Consider the following 20827-nt stretch of genomic DNA (forward strand, 5'->3'; position numbering starts at 1 on the left):
TCAGCTAACAATCTTTGATTTCCTTAATAAGGGATTTGTGTGGCAAATGTTGAACTGTCATTTTATCCAATTCAGCATTTCTGAAATATTTCTTCATTAAAGGATGTCGTTTTCATTTTTATACTGGTAAAAATTGCATATAATTATTTAAACGTCTTGTTGAACGATCGTCTACATATCGGCAATAAAAAAAGAGGTGAGAATTGTTTTATGATATGTTGATATCTCTGAAATTAAGTAATAAGATCTCTCCTGTATGTGCATCGATAATTGCAGGAGTAGCCAGCCTTGAATCTTTTGCCCGCATCTTCTCATCGCTGAAAGTTACGTACCAGATTAGTCTGATTGGTTCCGGCTGGTCTGCATAAACCAGTTCTTCCTCATCATACCAGTTGAGATAATTCTCATGGCCGTTCCACACGATGTACTGTATGTCCAAATCCTCGTCAGGATAGCTTTTTTCCAGTTTTGCCTCTAGAATCTCTTTTGCTTCTTCTTCTGAAATATCGGGTATGGGTGAAAGGGTTGTAAGACTCTTCATTAATTCGGGATTTTTTAGCTCATCGCTGTATGTACTTACGGTATCAAGAACACGATCATATCGAACATATATCTGATCATTTAAATACTGGACGCCTTTGTAGGTATTAAACAGAACAATTATTGCAAGGCCACTCCCGGTATTTGGATCTGTGTCAATATCATATATATAGAAGTCGTCTTCTTTTTCTTCGTGAAAATCATCTCCTTTTACATTTTTTACAAATTCCACTGCCTTTTTTTCAGCTCCTTCAAGCGGAATCTTTCTTGTCTCCTCTTCTAATGGCGAGGGCATTTCACCAATATAAAGCACAATATCTCTTGATTCCGGATCGACTTTGATTGTGACGATATTGTCCCGAATGTTCTGTTCGAGTCCTCCCGATCTTATTTTCTGGGCTTCAGTGAATTCATCGGATGTATCATCTACGTTGTTGAAGACAATCTTTGGATAACCTGTATCCGTCAGTTCGTGATCTTTCCAGTACCCGTCAAGCGTCGATTCATCCACGTTAGGAAAAATTCTTAGAATCTCGTCTTTTGCTTCTTCGATCAGTTCCGATTTTTCCTGATCGGTATGATCTGAATAGAAGTTCTTCCACGAGACTGTCGATTGTGTACTTTCAGATTGAACATTTTGAGTGGTTTCAGTTGTAACTGACTCTGTTTGTGCAACTGGAGTGCTATCCTGTTGGTTTGGATTGTTATATGTGCATCCTGAAACCAGGACTACAAATATTAGACATATTACCAGGACAAATATTGGAATTGACATCTGTCTTTTTTTCATTAAATCACCTACAGATAACTTACTGTATACTTTTTCTTTAAACGAGTTGTTGAACGATCGTCTAAATATCGGCAATAAAAAGAGGTGAAAATCGTTTTATGATATTTTGATATCCCTGAAATTAAGTGATACGATCTCTCCTGTATGTGCATCGATAATTGCAGGAGTAGCCAGCCTTGAATCTTTTGCCCGCATCTTCGCATCGCTGAAGGTTATGTACCAGATCAGCCTGATTGGTTCCGGCTGGTCTGCGTAAACCAGTTCTTCCTCATCATACCAGTTAAGAGAATTCTCGTGGCCGTTCCACACTGTGTACTGTATGTCCAGATCCTCGTTGGGATAGCTTTCTTTCAGTTTCGCCTCCAGGATCTCTTTTGCTTCTTCTTCAGAAATATCTGGAACAGGTGAAAGGGTTGTAAGACTCTTCATCAATTCGGGATTCTTTAACTCATCGTAGTATGTACTCACTACATCAAGAATAAGGTCGTAGCGAATGTGTATCTGATCATTTAAGTACTGGACGCCTTCGTAGGTATTAAACAGAACAATAAGTGCAAGACCGTCCCCCATATTTGAATCAGAGTTAAGCTTGTAGATATAGAAATCATTCTCTTTTTCTTCATAGAACCCGTCACCTTTTACATTTTTTACAAATTCCACGGCCTTGTTTTCAGCCCCTTCAAGCGAGACAGTCCTTGTCTCTTCTTCTAGTGGTGAGGGCATTGCTTCACCACAATAAAACACAATGTCTCCTGATTCCGGATCGACTTTGATGGTAGCAATATTGTCCCGAATGTTCTGTTCGAGTCCCTTCCATCTAATTTTCTGGGTTTCCATATATTCTTCAGATGTATCATCTACGTTGTTGAAGACAATCTTTGGATAGCCTTCGTGATCTTTCCAGTACCCGTCAAGCGTAGATTCGTCTACATTTGGAAATATTCTTAAGATTTCGTTTTTTGCTTGTTCGATCAGTTCTGACTTTTCCTGCGCGGTATGATCTATATAGAAGTTCTTCCACGAGACTTTCGGTTGTGTAATTTCAGATTGAACATTTGGAGTGGTTTCAGTTGTAACTGACTCTGTTTGTGCAACTGGAGTGCTATCCTGTTGGTTTGGATTGTTATATGTGCATCCTGAAACCAGGACTGTAAAGATTAGACATATTATTAGGACAAATATTGGAAATGACATCCGTCTTTTTTTAATTAAATCACCTTCAGATAACTTATTGTATACTTTTTCTTTAAACGAGTTGTTGAACGATCGTCTACATATCGGCAATAAAAAGAGGTGAAAATTATCCTATGATATTCTGATATCCCTGAAATTAAGTGATACGATCTCTCCTGTATGTGCATCGATAATTGCAGGAGTATCCAGCCTCGAATCTTTTGCCCGCATATTCGCATCGCTGAAGGTTATGTACCAGATTAGTCTGATTGGTTCCGGCTGGTCGGTATAAAACAAAGTTATATCATCATACCAGCTGAGAGAATTTTCGTGGACATTCTGGACAGTATACTGTATATCCAGATCCTCGTCAGGATAGTTTTCTTTTAATTTTGTTTCAAGGATCTCTTTTGCTTCGTCTTCTGAAATATCGGGTACGGGTGAAAGGGTTGTAAGTCTCTTCATCAATTCGGGATTCTTTAACTCATCGCTGTATGTATTTACAGTATCAAGAACACGATCATATCGAACATATATCTGATCATTTAAATACTGGACGCCTTTGTAGGTATTAAACAGAACAATAATTGCAAGGCCACTTCCGGTATTTGGATCTGTGTCAATATCATATATATAGAAGTCGTCTTCTTTTTCTTCGTAAAAATCATCTCCTTTTACATTTTTTACAAATTCCACGGCCTTGTTTTCAGCCCCTTCAAGCGAAACCTTTCTTGTCTCCTCTTCTAATGGTGAGGGCATTCCACCAATATAAAACACAATGTCTCCTGATTCCGGATCGACTTTGATGGTAACAATATTGTCCTGAATGTTCTGTTCGAGTCCTTCCGATCTTATTTTCTGGGCTTCCATAAATTCATCGGACGTATCATCCACGTTGTCGAAGACAATCTTTGGATAGCCTGTACCCGTCAGCTCGGAATAATATGTTATGTCGTGATCTTTCCAGTACCCGTCAAGCGTCGATTCATCCACGTTAGGAAAAACTCTTAGGATCTCCTCTTTTGCTTCCTCGATCAGTTGCGATTTTTCCTGATCGGTATGATCTGAATAGAAGTTCTTCCACGAGACTGTCGATTGTGTACTTTCATATTGAACATTTGGAGTGGTTTCAGTTGTAACTGACTCTGTTTGTGCAACTGGGATGCTCTCATGTTGGTTTGGATTGTTATATGTGCATCCTGAAACCAGGACTACTAATATTAGACATATTACTAGGACAAATATTGGAAATGACATCTGTTTTTTTTTCATTAAATCACCTACAGATAACTTATTGTATACTTTTTCTTTAAACGAGTTGTTGAACGATCGTCTACACATTTACTAGAAAAATGATAATTTACTGATTACTCTATCCAAATTAATTAAAAAGGAAGATACCATTGGGAATTTTCATATGTCCCATGGTACACCCTTAAGTGCTTGATTAATTCCAATGAAGATAGGCTTTCAAATTACTGTAATCGCCATCGGGATTATAACAGTCAAATGATGCAAGCACATAGCCTCCATCGACCTTACCTGAGTGGTAAGCATTGAAGAGATAGGCGTGGTCATCTGTTGTATGATCACCATCGCCATCAACATAATGGTTATATTTGTCATAGATCGAAAGCGAGATGCCGATATAATCTGCTTCTTCGCATTTTAGGTTGGTGGCAGATCCAAAGTAATTAGTCGTGCTGGCTGAAGTTCCGCCGCACCTGAATTTATAGCCATCTTTTTCTGCCCATGAATTTGCACTCGCAGGTCCTACAATGATCATTGCACCGACAAGCATCAACACAAGGAGAATGCCAAGTTTTCTGAAATTGAATGTTCTCATTTCTGTTTTCACCTTTGTTTCAGTTTTTTTAGGGAAGGGAAATCATCTGAGATTACCCTTTGACATACGCGCAGGGATGTCCACTTCCTTTTTTACGGAGTCAATTCTTTGTTACCGACCGCTTGGAGGCGAAACATCCGCTCATACACGCATTTTATTTTGAAGGGGCTCCTGTCTGGTCAATCCGGATGATTGATACAGTTTCACGGACTCTTTTCGAAGAACCCGGATACCTGGAATCGCCATTGGATTTCTCATGAAACAGTGCCTGGAACGACTGTTTCAATAGCGGTTTCCTGCAGGTTTGTGTAAGTCCCTTCGCAGGGGCCTGTTAAGGCGGAGCAGGGTGCTCCCGGACAACAGTTGGCCTGTTATCCGGCAGTAGATTATCCCTGTCCCCAGTGAAGGATTATTGTGCCCCCCCACTGCCCACGAAGAAAAGTTTAGTTCGATATATTAAACGTCTTGTTGAACAATCGTCTACACGTTTGTGAGAAATCTCGTTTATTAATATGAAAAAAACGTGGATTTCTCTCCGGTGTAGTCTCACGCAGAACATACGACAGAAAATGCATGAAAAAAGTCATTGGTTGCGGGGCAGTAAAGAGTGGGTCTGTAATCTTTTGATTATTCTTAATATTGGATTTAAAAAAAGTATGAACCCTATTGGGTGCAATCCTATCCTTGAGAATGTAACTGGCATGCAGTCTTTGGATTTTGTGGTTTGAAATCTGGTTCTGGTTCTGTTCAAATGCAATTTTTCTTTTTCAGATGGTACAATGGGGAAATTGGAAGGCATGGCAGAATTTATACATTCAGGTGAGGTAGCCGAGCGTAAATATCCTGCCTCCTGTTAAGGATTGGTCGTGCTCCCAAAAGACCCCGGATAAAATTAAGGCTGATATATTAAAGGTCTTGTTGAACGATCCTCTACATATCTGAAAAATATTTTTCATTTGAACGGATAATAGTTGAAATTATAATTCATGTTCCGGAATGTGTAGACTATGGTGGCGTAAGACCTTTTTGTAGTCGATCATTAATTCTTAAATCGTATGAAAAAATTTAACAGATTATTATTAATTGCAATAGTCGGTACTTTGATGATAACCTGCACGGCTTCCGCCCAGATCATTGAGGAAAAAAACGGTTATATCGTGAGATCAGGTTATGATGTTGAAGAAGAAACAGGAGTTCTTTCGATGAATTCCCTGGCGAGTTCTCTTTATTCTATTAGACAAGGTGATATTAATTATCACAGCAACTATGTAAGTTCCGGCAAAACTTTGATAACTTACGATGTCGACTGGGGCGATTCGGATAACGATCTCGGTCTTCAGGTTGTAACCCCGGATGGAACATATTTAGGGTATTATCATGATTCGATTGATGGCTCTACGGATGGAAGAATATATCTGGAGATCTCCAACCCCGGCGACCTTTCAAGCGGATCTTGGAAAGGCAGGGTACGTGGATATTCGGTATCCGGAACAGAATATTATGACTGGGAGGTAATAGCAGCATAAACTTTTATATGAATGATTTAGATTTTTATTAAGGGTGGGCAAGAATGGTTTCTCTCTCAAAAAAAAATGTAAATTTAATATTCGTTTTAACAGTTCTTTTCGGCATATTCATAGCAATGCCAGCGGCTGCATGGAATGACGATATAATTGAAACAAAAAAAGGGTATGTCGTGACATCCGGCTATGATCACAATATTTCCGAGGGAGAAGTGCTTGAAACTCAACAGATTGATTTCTGGGAAAATTCTCCGCAGATGATTATTTTCTGTTTAATCTACGATAATATTCCTATAGTCGGGGAAGTTTTTGTAATCCTGTTGTTTTCCGCATTTACCGGATTAGCCTACTTCTTCGGAATAAAACTTGTCAACAGGAAAAATGTTCTCGACAACAAAAACCGCAGCATGATCTATAGAAAAGTTGAAGAAAAACCAGGAATCAGCTTTACTGAAATAGTGAGAGAACTTGGAATAACGAAGACCATGGCCAAGTATCATCTCGACAGGCTTTTGTATTACGGATTAATTACCTCGCATTCCAATAACGGCAGATCCGGGTATTTCAGGAACAACGACACTTATTCGGACAACGAAAAGATGTTGTATCTCCTAAAGAAAAATCCGCATGACAGTAAGATAATCGAACTTGTCAGGAACAGTCCCGGTATTACAAGAAAAGAGATTGCAGGCGAGATTAACCTGTCCGGCCCGTCGATAACATGGCATATGGAAAGGCTCGAAAACTCCGGTTTGATCGAAGTCGTAAGAGCCGGGAGAATCACCCGGTATTATATTAAAGCCGGTTATGAGATTCTTCTTCAAAATGAAGCAAAAAAGATTAATGGGGGGAATTTATTATGAAAAAAAGATATTACCCGAAAAGGGCGTATGCCCTGATTTTTATAACCCTTCTGTTCGTGACTGTCATAATCAGTCCTGTTATGGCCGAAGATTCGGAAGGCCAGAAGATCAAATTGTCCTGTAAATATCCCGGCAGAATTATTGAGGCCGGTGAGACTGTAACCTTCGATCTCACGATCCAGAACATCGGAGCTCCCGAATATTCGCAAGATTTTTACGTAGATACCTATAAAGGCGAAAGCGACTGGGAATTCAATTTTTATGCCGGAGACAAAGAGATAGACCGGCTTTCGATCCCCAGAGGAGATTCGGATACTATCCAGCTGGATGTTAAAACAACCGGAGACACTCCTATAGGCACCTATCCGCTCAGGGTAAGGGTATATGACGGAAAGATCTGGCTCTATATTACAGTCGACAAAACACATGAAGGCGAAAACGGCATTTTAAAGATGCAGGTCGTTGATGAGCAGGGCGAATGCATAAAGGGTGCACGGGTCTCCGCTTTTGAAGGAAAAGACACAGATGCAACCGGAATGGTTTCTTCGATGTCGGACGGTCAGATCAGAACCGAGCTGCCGCAGGGAACATACAGGCTTGTTGTTGAGAAGGACGGTTACCTGCAGCGGGAGATAGACGATGTCGTTATCCAGAGCGGCTATACCGAGGATCTCGGCACCATACTGCTTGAGAGAAAGAATTACGGCCTCGATATTGATGTCAAGGCACCTGTAATCACATCGTCGATTGGCGAGAACCCGGTTTATGAAATGACACTCATGAATGTCGGAAAAAGTGATGACGTATTCTCTCTCTCTTCAAAAGACATGCCTGAAGGATGGTACGCCACGTACAGGGAGAATACAGACTCAAATAGCGAAGTATCCGAGGTTTTCATAAATGCGGGAGAGGAAAAAGACCTCTATCTTGAAGCCATAATGCCTTATTCGGTTACGAAAGGCGAATATATGTTCGAATCCGTTATCAGCTCATCCGATGGGATGGAGTATGAGACCGATCTTAAGGCGACTATAAGAGGAAGTGCGGATCTTCAGGTCTTCTCTGAAAAATATCTCTATGAGATCTCGAAAGGAGATCAGGTGGATATTCCGGTTAAGATCACAAACAACGGAAACGGAGTCGCCCTTACAAATATACGGATCAATGCAACTGTCCCTGACGGGTGGACGGTTACCGCCACACCGGCAACCATTTCGAGCATCGAACCGGGTGAGAGCTCAACCGTTATATTAAATGTAATACCCCCGTCGGATATTGCAGCGTCGGAGTATAAACTCACGGTTAATGTGGTGTCCGATCAGGAAGAAGTGTCCGACAGCATAAGACTGGCAGTAAAAGAGAACTCCCTTGTCGGTCTATTAGGAATAATTATGATCCTTTTGGTCGGTGCAGGAGTATACTATATGTACAGAAAATATGAACGGCGTTAAAGGCTCCAGATCCTTAACTCCAACTCCTTTTTTGTTTCGCTGAAATTTCATTCAACAACCACCGTCAGGTTGAACTTTTTCGGGTTGTCTCCCACGTCGCAAGGATCGAACGCCAAAACCCCGTCGAAGAGATACGTCCCTTCTTCTTCCATGAGATGTCTTCACCTGTGCCGGTGTGCCAGGAAACTCCGTCTGTCACATCCGTGCATCCCGCATCATCGGAGTAGTCACAGCAATAATTAAAATGATGATCGTTTCTTTCATCTGTTCTTACTCCGCATTACGGAAACCTACATCGCCACGAGAGCCGTAAAAGGATGAGAAGAGCCCCGGACCAGATCCGGCCATTCCGAAATTCTATTCTTTTACGGGTTTACGGCGAAAAAAGGTATAATTCATATCATTGTGGGTTGCTGCTTCCTTTATACCCGTAGGTTTTAACAAAGATATCTTCACCGTATACAAGTCTGGTTACTTCTCCCGTATGTGCGTCTATCCTGAAACTGCCGCAGGTGGGATCAATTCTCTTCTCTTCATACTCTTTTCTGCTTTCGGTACTGGTCATACCAATATCCCATACAAGAGAGAGCGGTTTCGGATCGTTGGCATAGACAAGATTGTCGTTGTCCCACCATGACAGAGGACTGTCGTAATTTGAAAGAGTGGTATATTCCAGTCCTTCTTCTCCCAGATTATATTTTTCTGAAATCATATCTTCGAGTACCTGTATAGCCTCGTCGTATGTTATATCCGGTTCTGGTGAAAGAACGGTCAGGCTGGAAAGGAGTTCGGGATCAGTGAGATCATCGAAGTATCTCTCGACTTTGTCCCTTCGCATATCATAGGTTAAGGATACACTATTTTCCTGGTATGTAACCCCGTTACAAGTCTTGTAATATACGACATATGTTACGGGGATTCCTCCACTCGAAAATGAATCTCTAAAATAAGAATTTGCATCGGGATCGTCGACTATCGAGTCCTCGCCCTGTGCATTTCTTATGAATTCTATCGCCTTTTGCTTTGCTTCATTGTAGGATATTACAGGCTGGCCGTACTGTGCGGTATTCGGCGAATAGTACGTTATCTTCATCTGATCTGGATCGACTCTTATCTTGTAGTTCCTGCCTTCGCCAAGCTTATATGTGACATTTTCAAATTCGATGTATGGAGAGCCGATCTGCTTCATACCGGCGTCGTTGTACCTTTCACGCCCAATCCAGTTGCCGTTCAAAGTCGACCCGTCTATGTCGGGGAAAACCCGCATGATCTCATCCTTTGCCTTTTCGATAATCTCCGATTTCGTCCGGTCGTCATAGTCCGGATAGAAATCCTTCCACGAAACGGATACTTCAGGGATCTGCAACTGAAGAGTGCCTGTTGATTTGCCTGTTGCCTGTTCAGCCTTATGAACCTGTCTGTCTCCCTGTTGATCTATGCCTGCCGTGCATCCCGCGGTTATGAGTACAAAGATTAAACCGAGTGCTGCCGTTAATGCCAAAAAATTCTCTTTTCTTTTTACCATCAGACCACCTTTGGCCGGGCTGTATCCTGCAATTCAGGATACAGGATTACAGAGAAATTTTTGCATGGACTTTTAAAGGATTTATGTGGGAGATTTCGATCTTTGGTAATGCAGCAGTTTCCTTAATCGTGTGCTGGAAGCTTCGATCGGGAAAAAAAGGGAAAGGATTTGATTATTATAACAGAATTGGTATCATTGGAAGAGGTCATGGTTCATCTTTTTTAGTGTTAATTATTGCATTAACTGTGGTTCTGCCCGTATCGGGGGAAGATACCGGCACGATTACAATCGATCAACTGCTCCGTACGGAAATTCCTGGTCCTATCTCCCTTTCGCCGGAAGGGAATTATCTTGTCTACCTGAAATCGGACGGAGCCGAGCTTGTACCTGAATTCGCGAACAATACGCTTATGCTGATCGATCTCGGTACAGGAGAGGAACACTCCCTTTCGGATGATTAGGAAACCGTGATCTTGTTTGTTCTCTCACCTGGCGGAACGAAGGCAGCCTCTGCCGCTTTCCAAAAAGAAAGCGGGGCTATGGTCCTTAAGTTGGGTCTCGCTCGATGACCAGAGTGTTACCCAGCCGCAGAACGTTCCCGAAGTCTCTCCGGTTTCCAGTGGTCAAACGACGACGAACTGGCCTACCTGGATACTGGATCAACAAATGAGACGTTCACCGCAGGATACGAAGAAGATACGATCGTCTTTGATGAGATGCCCGATCCTGTAGTTCTCAAAAAGTATTCACTGCTGACAAGCGAATCCGAAACTTGCCGTATATAACTGCACCGGCTACACGGAAGGACAGGAATACCCGTTCGTTTTCGTCATCCACGGCGGGCCGACCTACACCGATTTTGACAGCTGGAGAGATACCTGGGAGTTTCCTTACTGCCTGATATCCGAGACGGGGGCGGTTCTCCTGTCCGTAAACTATCACGGTAGTCTGAATTACGGCTTTGACTTCGCGGAATCGATTGAAGGCGGCCACTATTACGACCTGCCGGTAGAAGACCTGATCTCCGGGAAAGAGTATCTTGCCGAAAAGGGCATTATCAACCTGTCATAGACGGCATTGACCGGGTGGTCGAACGGGGGGATTCTCACTCTCGCACTGATAACGAAGGATACGTCGCTCAAAGCGGCGAGCCGGGGCCGGGACTGCCGAGGACCAGGCACAGAACGCCAATACGAACGGGATGATCATGACGAAGATGTATTACGGTGACAGTCCTTACCCGGACCCCGAGATGTTCCTTGATATCCTGCCGATATATAGTGCAGCGAATGTCACGACTTCGCTACTGATGATGATCGGAACTGAGGACGCCAACGTGGAGCCTGCATCCGCGATTATGACATACAGGACATATCTCGAAGGGAGTTCTGCTCCGGTCCGGTTCCTTATGTTCCCGGGCGAGAAACATCACCCGACAACATATGTTCACCAGTACAGGAAGGTTGAAGGGGAGCTCGACTGGCTGGACAAATATCTTTTTTCTTCATCGTAATTCTTCACAAAAACAGAATGGCAGATACCTGCCATCATATCTTTTAATATTCCTGCAGGAGGAATTGTTCAACGGTATGGTGAATATTTATTTAATGCTCCCGGATGATAATTTATATAATTAATCGATTCCTGTTCGGAATTCGATTTCAGGGGGTTTTATGGTGATTCCTTTTCCAAACAGGAAACTGGCGGCAATATTGATTTTATCGGCGATTGCAGTCTCTAATTTTTGTTTGCCGGTTATGGCGGATGCCCGTATTGCGACATCATCTCAGGTATTCTTCGAAAAGAACGGAGAGCCTTACAATGATTCCGTTTCTTTTACCGTAACCTGCTACGGTTTTACATACACCTATACAGATCCGGACTTCAGAAAATATCTCAGCGGCGAATATGAGAAAAGAGCGCCCGGGTCTGATAACCAGACCGAAGTTTTCTCTTATTCCGCAACGGTGGATCACTACGGTGATGAAATATTCGAGCCCTTCTATCTCAACTACCGGGTGATCGATTACTGTTCTCTCTGCGGCGAGACGGGCGGAATAGAGTTTTACATCGATAATGTCAGCGGGACTCCCGGCTCAAATTGCAGTTACAGGTCCCTTCCTGTTAAATACAGGTATAACGATGATGTCTGCCACATGCCTACGGAGCAGTACAAAAGTTGTATGGATGAACAAAATGAACAACAGGCACAGGAACGGAAATTGTGCGATCAATATCTTGAAAAATTCGATAAGAAGAAGCTGTACCCCGCTGATGCAAGGACACTCGAAAAAAGCGGAGTTACCATGGTTATAACGCCAGAGTATGACGCATGCCAGGAAAGAGCCGATTCAATCGATCTCAACTGCTCCTGTTTTCTTGAAGATGTCTCCTGCCGGGATATCACTGATCCTGAGGGGACTCCGATACAGAGGGACTGCAGCCTTTTCTTTGAGATCCCTGCTTATGAAAACGGAACTATAATCGGGACTACAATCGGAACCGATACTGAAATTCCGGTCATCCACGCCGAACCGGGGATAGTATACAGGAACAATTTCTGGATTGAATTATGGGAGAAGTTTGTATACCCCCTATTATCAAAGAATTCTTAAGGGCCGGAAGATAGATGCTCTACGAAACTCTTTTTTTGCAGTCCCTCATTTTCACGTTGATAGTCGAGGTTCCGCTCCTATTCGTTGCAGTCCGTTATGTCCTGAAATCCGAAAAGTCCGTATGGGACATTCTCGCGACTGGCCTGCTTATGACTGCCCTGACTCTTCCCTACCTGTGGTTCGTGATGCCGCCTTATCTCGATATGTCGTGGTATCCCCTTAACGCGGAGATCATCGTGATCCTTGTGGAATCGGCGGTAATCTGGTACCTGCTCCGGATAAAACCGTTATATTCCGTGATCATTTCCGCCTTTGCCAATGCTGCGTCCTACCTCCTCGGGGTACTGCTATTATGATATAAGTCAGTGAGAAATATAGTGTGATTATGGGAACGATTGATATAGAATTCAAAAAATACGAGGAAAATCCTGATATGAACAGGAAGGAGATCGAGTTCGTCCTCTCGTTCGAAGGTTCGATCCCTTCCAGAAAAGAAATACTTGACGAGATCTCCGCCTGTTACGGTTCAGAACCGGGTCTCGTTTTTCTCGAAAAACTCAGGCCGGTCAGGAAACAGATGAAGGCGAACGGAAGGGCGAGGATATATGACGATGCAGCGAGTTTGAAGAAGTTTGAGAAGTAGTAATCTCTTACAAAAACGGTTTTACATAGTTTTTTAATATCCAGATAATAATTCAGTGATATGCCGCAAAACCCGGGACCGGGAAAAGAACAGGAGGAAGAAATTGCAAAACTCCTGATCTGTGAAGGAGAAAAACAGCTCAATAATCCCCCGGACTACATCGAGTTTACATATACTGAACCTGCCGATACCTACCTGAATGATCTTAAAAATCACCCTCATCATTTCCTTCTTGCCTGCATTATGACACCACAAATACGGGCAAACCGTGCATTCGGTATTCCCTGTCAGATCTCCGAAAAGATTGGCGGATATGCCTTCAAATCATTCTTAAAAACATCTAAAGAGGAATTTATCAATATTTTTCAGGAGCTTTCTCTTCACTGTTTCAATGAAAGATGCGGCAGGACTACATCCCTGGTCATTCAGCGAATTGCAGAGGAGTATGATGGGAATGCGGCAAATATCTGGTCTGACAATCCTTCAAGCTGTGCGGTTGTAAGAAGGATGTTGGAATTTTACGGAGCTGGGATTAAGGTCGCAACAATGACTGCAAATGTTCTTGCAAGGGACTTTCGTGTCCCGATGTCTGATATGGTCTGCATTGATGTATCACCGGATGTTCATGTTAAACGTGTCTTCCTGAGGCTTGGACTGATCAATGAGAATGATGGCCCTGATGTTTTGATCTACAAGGCAAGGGAATTAAACCCGAAATACCCGGGAATCTTCGATCTCTCCTGCTGAGAGATCGGGAGGAACTGGTGTAGGCCGAATAATCCGAAATGTGAGGACTGTTTGATGAGGGATGTTTGTTTCTTTCAAGGGAAAAATTATTGAGAGGGACGAATAGATGATCTGCTTGTTAAAAAAGGCATATTTGAGGTGAGGTGTGGGTAAATATAAAAAAAAAGTAATGAAATTAAAATCCGCAAAAAAGTCTGCTCAGCCTGATCCAAAACTGGCAATGGATACTCTTGCTGTTGCCCTAAAGGACATTTATGCATCGCAATGTCTTTATGAAAAAGAATGCTATCCTCAAGCAATTTTTTTCCTCCAGCAGGGTATTGAAAAAGGATGGAAAGCTTTCGGTTACCATCATGGTCTTTTGACACTTTCAGAGGCTAAGAGTAAAGAATACAATCATATGTCAACAAATGTTGGCAAAAGCAGTCTCATTCGAATGCGAAATATTATCGGGCATATGGTACAGCAGCTTAAAATTGTCCAAAATTTCTACTCACAAGTGAATGAAGAAATTAATGAATCTGACATCTCCCTAAAAAATATGTATGAAGATCTTATTTGGGCTCAGAAGGCGATTGATAAAGCCACCGAACCTTCATTTGTTATTACCCCAACAGAACTTCAATCAATGCTTGATAAATTTCATGGAGACGAACAAGCAGAAAATAATTGTGAAGAGATCATTGAATCACCTGAAATGTGTCCAAAGATTATAAAGCAGGTACGCGATGGAGCGATCAATGAATTAAATGTATTATTTAGTGGAATTCCAATTGCGGATGAATTAATAAATGATATTTCCCAAGGGAAATTTGATGATCAAAAAATAAAAGATATCCTTCTCTCTGTGATGAAGGGAATGGTAATTGTCAATCCTCTATTCTATTTTGCAATAATGACTCAGAGGCATGAGAATATCTGCCGCTATCCTGATAAAATACGATCACCTCTAAATGAGTATACTAAAGATCATATTATTATCAGATTTTTCCCTGCAATAGCTCATACTACTCAAAACAGTCTTGAAAAAATGGATGAATTATTCAGAATGGATCTTTTTCAGCCAGCGGTTCTGTGAAGCATAAATTATTAAATGTCTGGATTCTGCTGAAAAAATCCCTCACCACCACCATTATCACCCCGAAAACCCCTTTTATTAATGTGAACCGCGATCCTCCTTTCAAAAAAATATTATACTGGTGCCCGAAGTGCAATGTCCCGCTCGTAGGAAAGACCTGCCCCTGCGGCGGCGAGTCGAAGGGCGTTCAGCTTTTAAAACCTTACGAAGTAAGGCCGGCACTTTCAAGGGATATGGAGCTTATCGGAGATCTCGTCCGTGAGAAGTTCGGGCCGGTCCCTCTCTCGAAGGTTATTCTTCTCAATAAATCGGGGGGTGCGGACCGGACCGATCTTGTCATAATGAACGGTGAGAGGTTCGGCTGGCTGATCTTCGATCCGGTGGAGAGGGAGTACAGGTTCGATCTCGCTGTCGAAGCTCTCCCGTTCATTATAGATCATGTAACGAAGGGCATAGTCGACATCGAGGCGGACACCGGTTATTCAAAGGACCAGGGAAGGATCGGCGGAAAGAGACTCCCGCTTACAAGACCCGTCCCCGACGGATCGGTGATTGTAAAATACAGGAATAAATACGGAACCGGGATTGTAAAGGACAAAATGATCAAGGTGAAGGAGCTCGTCCCGGTCGAACCGGTCAACGTTCCCGATCCTGACTGGGATGACGTTATCCGCACCAACAAGAACCACCTGAAGAATCTCGAACGGAACGCAGTCAGGACTATAAAACAGCACATGAAGGATCGCCCGACTGCGAATGTCTCTTTTTCGGGCGGAAAGGACAGCACTGTCGTTCTCCACCTTGCACGGAAGGCCGGGATAGAGGACGCATTTTTCATCGATACCGGACTCGAGTTTCCCGAGACGATCGAGTTCGTTCGTTCCACCGGTGTAGAGGTCATTGATAAAGGAAACGACTTCTGGCGTTTTGTTGAGAAGTCCGGGCCCCCGACGAAGGACGATCGCTGGTGCTGCAAGCTCTTAAAGATCGATCCCCTCGGGAAATACCTGGCGGATATCGGGCCTTGCATAACGGTCCAGGGCAACCGCTGGTATGAGTCGTGGAACCGTGCGGGAATAGAAGAGGTCAGCGAGAACCCGGTAAATCCTCTCCAGCTGAATGTCTCGCCGATCCGGAGCTGGCGGGCGTTCGAGGTCTACCTGTATATATGGTGGCAGAATATCCCGGTGAACCCGATGTACGAGAAAGGGCTGGAGAGGATCGGGTGCTACCTCTGCCCGGCGATGCTGGAGAGCGAGTACGAAGAGGTCCGGAGCCTTCACCCGGAACTTGCTGAACGCTGGGACAAATACCTCGACAAGCGGGCTGAAAAGAAGGGACTTCCCGCCGAGTACCGGACGTGGGGTCTCTGGCGGTGGAAGGAGCTTCCCCCGAAGATGAAGGAGATCTGCAGGGAGAAGGGTGTTGAGATCGAAAGCGGTCGTTCTCCTGGAAAGGCCCCTGTTAAGACGGCATCTGCTGAAAAGAAAAAGACAACAGGTTCTTATATCACGCTGGTCAAGCCAAAGAAAAGAAGGAAAAGAGACTGATCTTTTTAACAGGATTATAACCGGTACAAATCCTGATATTTGTTTGATTGTAATCCTGAAATCTATCCTCCAGGGAAAGGAAAAGATTTGTCTCAAGACATTAGAATATTTTTTTGATATAGCAATGCTTAAATAATCCTTTAAAATTCTGAAATCCATGTAAATTATGACCTTCATAGATTGCCTGTGTTCCACGATCTCCACCCTCTTCGATATAATCATCGTCTGAAAAAAGGTGCTTCTGACGGGCCGTTATAGGGGTAGAATCTACGCGTTTTTCGGCCTGAAACGCGAGCATTTGGGGTGTTTTTTTGACACCTCCAAAACATCGTGAAAATTGATGAAAGGAGCTCAAAATGGCGTTTTTTAGAGTGTTTCCATAGACGACCTATCCGGGATTTCCGGATAGATGTATACCCGGTCGACTAACGGCTTTTACTCTTTCATGTGATCATGCCGGAGGAGGTATCTATGATGAAATCTTAATTCATCACATTATACTGAAAGGATGAGGCGGGGGATTTCCGAATTGTTTTGTAAAACCCCCCACCTGTTCCATATCCGGGGGAAAAGATGGACAATAAAAAGAAAATCATTCCGGCAGTAATTGTGGTAATAATATTAGCATGTCTTTTGCTTGCACTGGAAATCGGGCATAATATCGCGGAACAGAAATATGTCATAGATCACACTCCGGCCGATTCACCGGAGAAATGGATTGAAATAGATCCTGTCACTGCCGGGACCGAAGGAATCACGGTGGTTTCGGGGACTACGAACCTTCCTCCCGGAACGAAGCTTGACGTCGGGATTTCGACGATCAGTATACACCCAACGACGAAGAACTATGATTATTCCCATGAGTTTGCGGAGGGAAACACGACCGTTTTCGCCGGGACCGGCGGTGTCAATAATTATTCCGCATCGATTGATACGTCGCTTTTGAACAACGGTAAATACTTTGTAGTCGTCGAATCGACGGACAGTTCCGGGCAGGTTGAAAAGTACATTTCTGTAGATATTATAAGGCACCGGGAGGATTATTCGGGAAAGGGAAATTATATCGACTGGTCCGCACTTGAATTGCCTGAACTTGCCGTAAACAAGAGTATCGAGACGGTGATGCTTGTGGGATGGTGGCATGTCGTTCCTTCCGGAACTTCGGTGCAGAACAACGAGGTGGAATATTATTCGATAATCGACTGCGGGGCCGACGGTATATGCCGGGTTTTCGACATTTCGGGCACTGAACTTTATGCAGTCTATGACTCGAACGAGGCTCAAATAATGGAGGTTCCGAACGGAGCAATTGTGGATAAGAGGAGCGTCGGGAACGTTACATTCGTAAAACTCGGCGATGAAATCGTCCTGACGAAGATCGACGAATACCCGGAGGGAAGGTAGTTCCAGGGGGGAGTAATATGAAAAAAATTGTTGTATTGGCAGGGATATTCCTGGCAATTCTTGTGATCGCAGTTTCCGCTACTTTACTGGTTCCTGATCCCGGGGATACTGCGGATTCGTGTCCTCCTCCCCCGACCTCTATCTTCAGGCTTGCCAACAAGGATCTCAACCAGTCGCATTCGGTTTCAGTTATCATCAATGATGGATCGAACACTACTCTGGCTAATGAGTCATACGATCTCGCTCCCGGGGAGAGCACGAAATCAACATTCGTAATGACCTCCCAAAATGCAACGACTACAAACTCGTATTGCCTGATCTTTACAGTCGACGACTCCGTAGGCTCGGAGATATCTGTCAATGTTTCGTATTATGCGGTTCCTGAATTGCACATCGATCCGACGAAAGGAGGGGTGATCTATTATTCCTCAGTACTTACCGGTGATTACGGGTGTCCTCTGGAAGATCAGGGGGAATACTGATGAATTCTGATATACGGCAGTTTATAATAATCTATTCACCTGTCATGGCGTTCCTAGGCTATCTGCTGATATTTTCGATATTCTTTTCAGGGACCGTTCTTCCTGTGATCTTTCCGGTTGTCCCTCTTGTCGGAGCAGTCGCTTTTTTATTCTACCTGAGGAAGAAAAGCAGACTGTGGTGGATCGGTTTTCCTTATCCCCTGCTTCTTCTCGTGATACTGGTCATGGAATTTATCTATACGGCAATGCCCGGAGTTCTTTATGGGCTTCATGTATTAGCCCCGTCGTTTAAGATAGTGTTTTATCTCCTGATCGCACCTGCATCGCTGTTTTTGATCGTCGCTGGGACTAAGGAGTTCCGGCAGGTACTGAAAGTCCCGCTTATAGCAGCATCAGTTGTTTCGGCCCTGATCCTGCTTGTTCTGGTACAGAGCCTGATCGCCCTCGTTTACGGGGCGGGTCCTATGACGACCGATGTCACGGCCGGGTTCATAATCTTTATCTTCGCCGGCCTTTTCGCGATGCCGACCCTCATTGTTTCGGGGATAATTTACGGTCTAAAAATTTCAGAATTGATAAAGAATGACATTGCCGGGGAGAACGAAGAAAACAGGAATCTTTCCGGTGTTTCATGAAATCTGATCTCATAATTATGGGAGTCTTTTTTTGTAAACATCGGCGCAGGGGATAATTCCCTGGCAGATCCCTTTGTATTGATGTAAATATAAGCGATATATCTTGATTTATTGAAATCGATTCTGAAAATTGTTCCTCCTGACATTTATCTCCGGCTGTTATCGTCAGTTGTTCGAGGGTATGGTGAAAGTAGTTATTAAAGAGATAAATACATATTTTCAATCGTGAATTCGGGTGGAAGGAGTAAAGTAGGACATTGGCCCTGCAGATTAAGCAAAAGGACAGGGTTATGATATGACTAAATTATCCTTTTCTTTTTTAGGAAAAGCTGTAATTATTTTCGTTACAATCCTGGTAATTATTACAATCGGCGGGAATATCATTATTCATTATTACCCGTCGTCATCCGGTTACTATAGTTATTCAGTAAAAATTTCAGGGCTCTCTGATTACAGCGGATCACCGGTGACACAGATTGTAGTTCCTATTCCTTCCATCGGGAATGAATCGATTTTTGCTGATGAGCGGTTTCAGTATCAGGATTATGGAGGCTGGAAATCCTTCCTCGTTGATACAGAACATGGAAAGATGTTGACATTTCAGTCTAACGACGCTAATCTCGCTGATATTAATGCTGTTTATACAAAGGAAACGGATGAATATCCCGACACTGAAGAAATAAATGAAGACATCTTTGTTCCGGCCGGGAGGAGTCTTTTGAGAACTGACAATACAACGGCCGGATACAGTTATATCATCCTTCCCGATGATTTGCGTCCTCTGTCGAATTCTTCGACGCCGATATCCGTATCGATCAAACTGACAGTTCACGGGGGTACAAAGTTTGGCAAACCTGACCTTGATAGGGAATGCCAGATCGCAATAGAAGAACAGATTACTCCGGGAACGACAGGCATAATTCCTGTAGAGCCGCAGGTTTACTATAGAGACAGTATAAGTGAGGGTTTCCGGCCTCCGGAATATCGGGATAAATATTGATATCTACGGGATAATTGAAAATAAAAAGTGATTTGATATGATTTTTCTTAGTGCAATCCTGGAATTGGGCAAATTTTTCGTAATTATAATTCTCTTACCTGCTGCATTAGCAGGTTTTTTTTCTCTTCTGCTCTATTACGGCCTGACAAAGATCCGGCCCCCGGCAGACAGGTTTGCTCCGGTTGTTCCTGTTGTCGTGGGATTTATTTTCTGTGTTCTGTTAGCGTTTTTCGGTAATTCTTGGTCTTCGGTTCTGCTCGACTTGGTGATCATGTCAATGGGTGTGCTGACATCGTTCATGGCAGTCAGGCGATTATTCCCCGACCGTTTTCTGTACGCGGTTCTCTTTTTATGTACTGTAATTGCAGTGTGCGAACGCTTTATATACGGATTTGGAATGGTTTTCGGGAGTGGAGGTTCAGGTTCTCCTGTATTTCAGCTGCTGACTTCCTTTTCTTCTTCGAATGAAGGATTTCTCATCCTGAACTCTGTTGCCCTTTACCTGGAGATGGTGATTATTTCGGCAGTCATGTTTGGTCTTGTAATTATAGCCATGAAGATCTTCCGGAAAATTTCAGAGATGGGATAAGTGAAGGCTTCCGGCTTCCGGAAAGGGGAAAAAAGTTTAATGATCCTCCGAGTTACATAGCATATGTGAAACCTGACTGCAATGGCATCAGCGCAGAGAAAAATTTCGGCACAGATCTCTATTGTTAATACAAAAAAACATTGATTTAGAATTATTTCATAAAGTAGATCATTAAAATCCTTCAATCAAACATTTTTATTCAGTTATCACTATCAGTTGTTCAAGAGCATGGTGAAAGTCGTTATTAAAGAGTTAAACACATACTCTCAATTGGGGGCCAAGGTGCGGGAAGCGATCCTTCACCCGTAGCTTTCCTGAAAAATTTACCCGCTTGAGACATTAGGGAAGAAAGGTCAGAGCAGTCAACTTCGTT

The 20827-nt window shown here is 43.2% G+C and carries 22 protein-coding genes; 17 read left to right on the forward strand and 5 right to left on the reverse strand.

Annotated elements, in window-relative coordinates; genetic code table 11:
* Positions 1–208 precede the first annotated feature (208 nt).
* The 4 genes from MPET_RS04365 to MPET_RS04380 all read right to left on the reverse strand — a co-directional run bounded on the left by MPET_RS04365 (position 209) and on the right by MPET_RS04380 (position 4349).
* The gene (locus MPET_RS04365) at positions 209–1330 is read right to left on the reverse strand and encodes a hypothetical protein (RefSeq protein WP_013328805.1); all 1122 of its coding nucleotides are present in this window, start codon (positions 1328–1330) and stop codon (positions 209–211) included.
* Positions 1331–1426: 96 nt separating this feature from the next.
* On the reverse strand, positions 1427–2524 hold the full coding sequence (locus MPET_RS04370) for a hypothetical protein (protein WP_013328806.1): 1098 nt from the start codon (positions 2522–2524) through the stop codon (positions 1427–1429).
* A gap of 111 nt (positions 2525–2635) precedes the next feature.
* Positions 2636–3775, reverse strand: coding sequence for a hypothetical protein (locus tag MPET_RS04375; RefSeq protein ID WP_013328807.1), 1140 nt, complete (start codon positions 3773–3775; stop codon positions 2636–2638).
* Between the two features lie 175 nt (positions 3776–3950).
* Entirely contained in the window at positions 3951–4349 is a 399-nt protein-coding gene (locus MPET_RS04380; protein WP_013328808.1) for a hypothetical protein, read from the reverse strand.
* Between the two features lie 1055 nt (positions 4350–5404).
* Here MPET_RS04380 and MPET_RS04385 point away from each other — a divergent pair.
* Genes MPET_RS04385 through MPET_RS04395 form a run of 3 tightly spaced genes read left to right on the forward strand, consistent with a single transcriptional unit; the run spans position 5405 to position 8186 of the window.
* A complete protein-coding gene (locus tag MPET_RS04385) occupies positions 5405–5875 on the forward strand; it encodes a hypothetical protein (protein WP_048130630.1) in 471 nt (156 codons plus the stop codon).
* Positions 5876–5919: 44 nt separating this feature from the next.
* Positions 5920–6735 carry a winged helix-turn-helix transcriptional regulator gene (locus tag MPET_RS14405; protein WP_013328810.1) on the forward strand — a complete coding sequence of 272 codons (816 nt, stop codon included), beginning with the start codon at positions 5920–5922 and terminating at the stop codon, positions 6733–6735.
* Positions 6732–8186, forward strand: coding sequence for an NEW3 domain-containing protein (locus MPET_RS04395; RefSeq protein WP_013328811.1), 1455 nt, complete (start codon positions 6732–6734; stop codon positions 8184–8186). Before MPET_RS14405 ends, MPET_RS04395 begins: the two co-directional genes overlap by 4 nt.
* Positions 8187–8586: 400 nt before the next feature.
* Here MPET_RS04395 and MPET_RS04400 read toward each other — a convergent pair whose 3' ends face one another.
* Positions 8587–9711, reverse strand: a complete 1125-nt coding sequence (locus MPET_RS04400) for a hypothetical protein (RefSeq protein ID WP_013328812.1) — start codon at positions 9709–9711, stop codon at positions 8587–8589.
* Between the two features lie 83 nt (positions 9712–9794).
* Between MPET_RS04400 and MPET_RS15110 the strand changes: the two genes are divergently transcribed.
* The 14 genes from MPET_RS15110 (at position 9795) to MPET_RS04475 (ending at position 20454) form a co-directional block, all read left to right on the forward strand.
* A complete protein-coding gene (locus MPET_RS15110; protein ID WP_013328813.1) occupies positions 9795–10172 on the forward strand; it encodes a hypothetical protein in 378 nt (125 codons plus the stop codon).
* 487 nt (positions 10173–10659) lie between these two features.
* Complete coding sequence (locus MPET_RS15675) at positions 10660–10782, forward strand: hypothetical protein (RefSeq protein ID WP_394295955.1); 123 nt, start codon at positions 10660–10662, stop codon at positions 10780–10782.
* 136 nt (positions 10783–10918) lie between these two features.
* On the forward strand, positions 10919–11224 hold the full coding sequence (locus MPET_RS04415) for an alpha/beta hydrolase family protein (RefSeq protein WP_187287582.1): 306 nt from the start codon (positions 10919–10921) through the stop codon (positions 11222–11224).
* 160 nt (positions 11225–11384) lie between these two features.
* Positions 11385–12326, forward strand: coding sequence for a hypothetical protein (locus tag MPET_RS04420; protein WP_013328814.1), 942 nt, complete (start codon positions 11385–11387; stop codon positions 12324–12326).
* Positions 12327–12340: 14 nt separating this feature from the next.
* Positions 12341–12682 (forward strand): hypothetical protein, encoded by a 342-nt coding sequence (locus MPET_RS04425; RefSeq protein WP_013328815.1) that lies wholly within the window; start codon positions 12341–12343, stop codon positions 12680–12682.
* A gap of 29 nt (positions 12683–12711) precedes the next feature.
* Positions 12712–12969 carry a hypothetical protein gene (locus MPET_RS04430; RefSeq protein WP_013328816.1) on the forward strand — a complete coding sequence of 86 codons (258 nt, stop codon included), beginning with the start codon at positions 12712–12714 and terminating at the stop codon, positions 12967–12969.
* A 60-nt stretch (positions 12970–13029) separates the two neighbouring features.
* Entirely contained in the window at positions 13030–13716 is a 687-nt protein-coding gene (locus tag MPET_RS04435) for a hypothetical protein (protein ID WP_083773167.1), read from the forward strand.
* Positions 13717–13861: 145 nt separating this feature from the next.
* On the forward strand, positions 13862–14794 hold the full coding sequence (locus tag MPET_RS04440) for a hypothetical protein (protein ID WP_013328817.1): 933 nt from the start codon (positions 13862–13864) through the stop codon (positions 14792–14794).
* Entirely contained in the window at positions 14791–16344 is a 1554-nt protein-coding gene (locus MPET_RS04445) for a phosphoadenosine phosphosulfate reductase domain-containing protein (protein ID WP_013328818.1), read from the forward strand. The genes MPET_RS04440 and MPET_RS04445 overlap by 4 nt, the downstream gene beginning before the upstream one ends.
* Before the next feature lie 573 nt (positions 16345–16917).
* Entirely contained in the window at positions 16918–17748 is an 831-nt protein-coding gene (locus MPET_RS04455; RefSeq protein ID WP_013328819.1) for a hypothetical protein, read from the forward strand.
* A gap of 17 nt (positions 17749–17765) precedes the next feature.
* Positions 17766–18230 (forward strand): hypothetical protein, encoded by a 465-nt coding sequence (locus MPET_RS04460; RefSeq protein ID WP_013328820.1) that lies wholly within the window; start codon positions 17766–17768, stop codon positions 18228–18230.
* Positions 18230–18865 carry a hypothetical protein gene (locus tag MPET_RS04465; protein ID WP_013328821.1) on the forward strand — a complete coding sequence of 212 codons (636 nt, stop codon included), beginning with the start codon at positions 18230–18232 and terminating at the stop codon, positions 18863–18865. The genes MPET_RS04460 and MPET_RS04465 overlap by 1 nt, the downstream gene beginning before the upstream one ends.
* Positions 18866–19160: 295 nt before the next feature.
* Entirely contained in the window at positions 19161–19865 is a 705-nt protein-coding gene (locus tag MPET_RS04470) for a hypothetical protein (protein ID WP_013328823.1), read from the forward strand.
* A gap of 37 nt (positions 19866–19902) precedes the next feature.
* A complete protein-coding gene (locus MPET_RS04475; RefSeq protein WP_013328824.1) occupies positions 19903–20454 on the forward strand; it encodes a hypothetical protein in 552 nt (183 codons plus the stop codon).
* Positions 20455–20827: the final 373 nt, after the last annotated feature.

The sequence above is a fragment of the Methanolacinia petrolearia DSM 11571 genome (genome assembly GCF_000147875.1).
In the GTDB taxonomy this organism is placed as follows: domain Archaea; phylum Halobacteriota; class Methanomicrobia; order Methanomicrobiales; family Methanomicrobiaceae; genus Methanolacinia; species Methanolacinia petrolearia.

Excerpts from the sequence above, each read along its gene's own strand:
- MPET_RS04365 (WP_013328805.1), bottom strand. The coding sequence starts at position 1,330 with ATGAAAAAAAGACAGATGTCAATTCCAATATTTGTCCTGGTAATATGT.
- MPET_RS04370 (WP_013328806.1), bottom strand. The coding sequence starts at position 2,524 with ATGTCATTTCCAATATTTGTCCTAATAATATGTCTAATCTTTACAGTC.
- MPET_RS04375 (WP_013328807.1), bottom strand. The coding sequence starts at position 3,775 with ATGAAAAAAAAACAGATGTCATTTCCAATATTTGTCCTAGTAATATGT.
- MPET_RS04380 (WP_013328808.1), bottom strand. The coding sequence starts at position 4,349 with ATGAGAACATTCAATTTCAGAAAACTTGGCATTCTCCTTGTGTTGATG.
- MPET_RS04385 (WP_048130630.1), top strand. The coding sequence starts at position 5,405 with ATGAAAAAATTTAACAGATTATTATTAATTGCAATAGTCGGTACTTTG.
- MPET_RS14405 (WP_013328810.1), top strand. The coding sequence starts at position 5,920 with ATGGTTTCTCTCTCAAAAAAAAATGTAAATTTAATATTCGTTTTAACA.
- MPET_RS04395 (WP_013328811.1), top strand. The coding sequence starts at position 6,732 with ATGAAAAAAAGATATTACCCGAAAAGGGCGTATGCCCTGATTTTTATA.
- MPET_RS04400 (WP_013328812.1), bottom strand. The coding sequence starts at position 9,711 with ATGGTAAAAAGAAAAGAGAATTTTTTGGCATTAACGGCAGCACTCGGT.
- MPET_RS15110 (WP_013328813.1), top strand. The coding sequence starts at position 9,795 with ATGTGGGAGATTTCGATCTTTGGTAATGCAGCAGTTTCCTTAATCGTG.
- MPET_RS04415 (WP_187287582.1), top strand. The coding sequence starts at position 10,919 with ATGACGAAGATGTATTACGGTGACAGTCCTTACCCGGACCCCGAGATG.
- MPET_RS04420 (WP_013328814.1), top strand. The coding sequence starts at position 11,385 with ATGGTGATTCCTTTTCCAAACAGGAAACTGGCGGCAATATTGATTTTA.
- MPET_RS04425 (WP_013328815.1), top strand. The coding sequence starts at position 12,341 with ATGCTCTACGAAACTCTTTTTTTGCAGTCCCTCATTTTCACGTTGATA.
- MPET_RS04430 (WP_013328816.1), top strand. The coding sequence starts at position 12,712 with ATGGGAACGATTGATATAGAATTCAAAAAATACGAGGAAAATCCTGAT.
- MPET_RS04435 (WP_083773167.1), top strand. The coding sequence starts at position 13,030 with ATGCCGCAAAACCCGGGACCGGGAAAAGAACAGGAGGAAGAAATTGCA.
- MPET_RS04455 (WP_013328819.1), top strand. The coding sequence starts at position 16,918 with ATGGACAATAAAAAGAAAATCATTCCGGCAGTAATTGTGGTAATAATA.
- MPET_RS04460 (WP_013328820.1), top strand. The coding sequence starts at position 17,766 with ATGAAAAAAATTGTTGTATTGGCAGGGATATTCCTGGCAATTCTTGTG.
- MPET_RS04465 (WP_013328821.1), top strand. The coding sequence starts at position 18,230 with ATGAATTCTGATATACGGCAGTTTATAATAATCTATTCACCTGTCATG.
- MPET_RS04470 (WP_013328823.1), top strand. The coding sequence starts at position 19,161 with ATGACTAAATTATCCTTTTCTTTTTTAGGAAAAGCTGTAATTATTTTC.
- MPET_RS04475 (WP_013328824.1), top strand. The coding sequence starts at position 19,903 with ATGATTTTTCTTAGTGCAATCCTGGAATTGGGCAAATTTTTCGTAATT.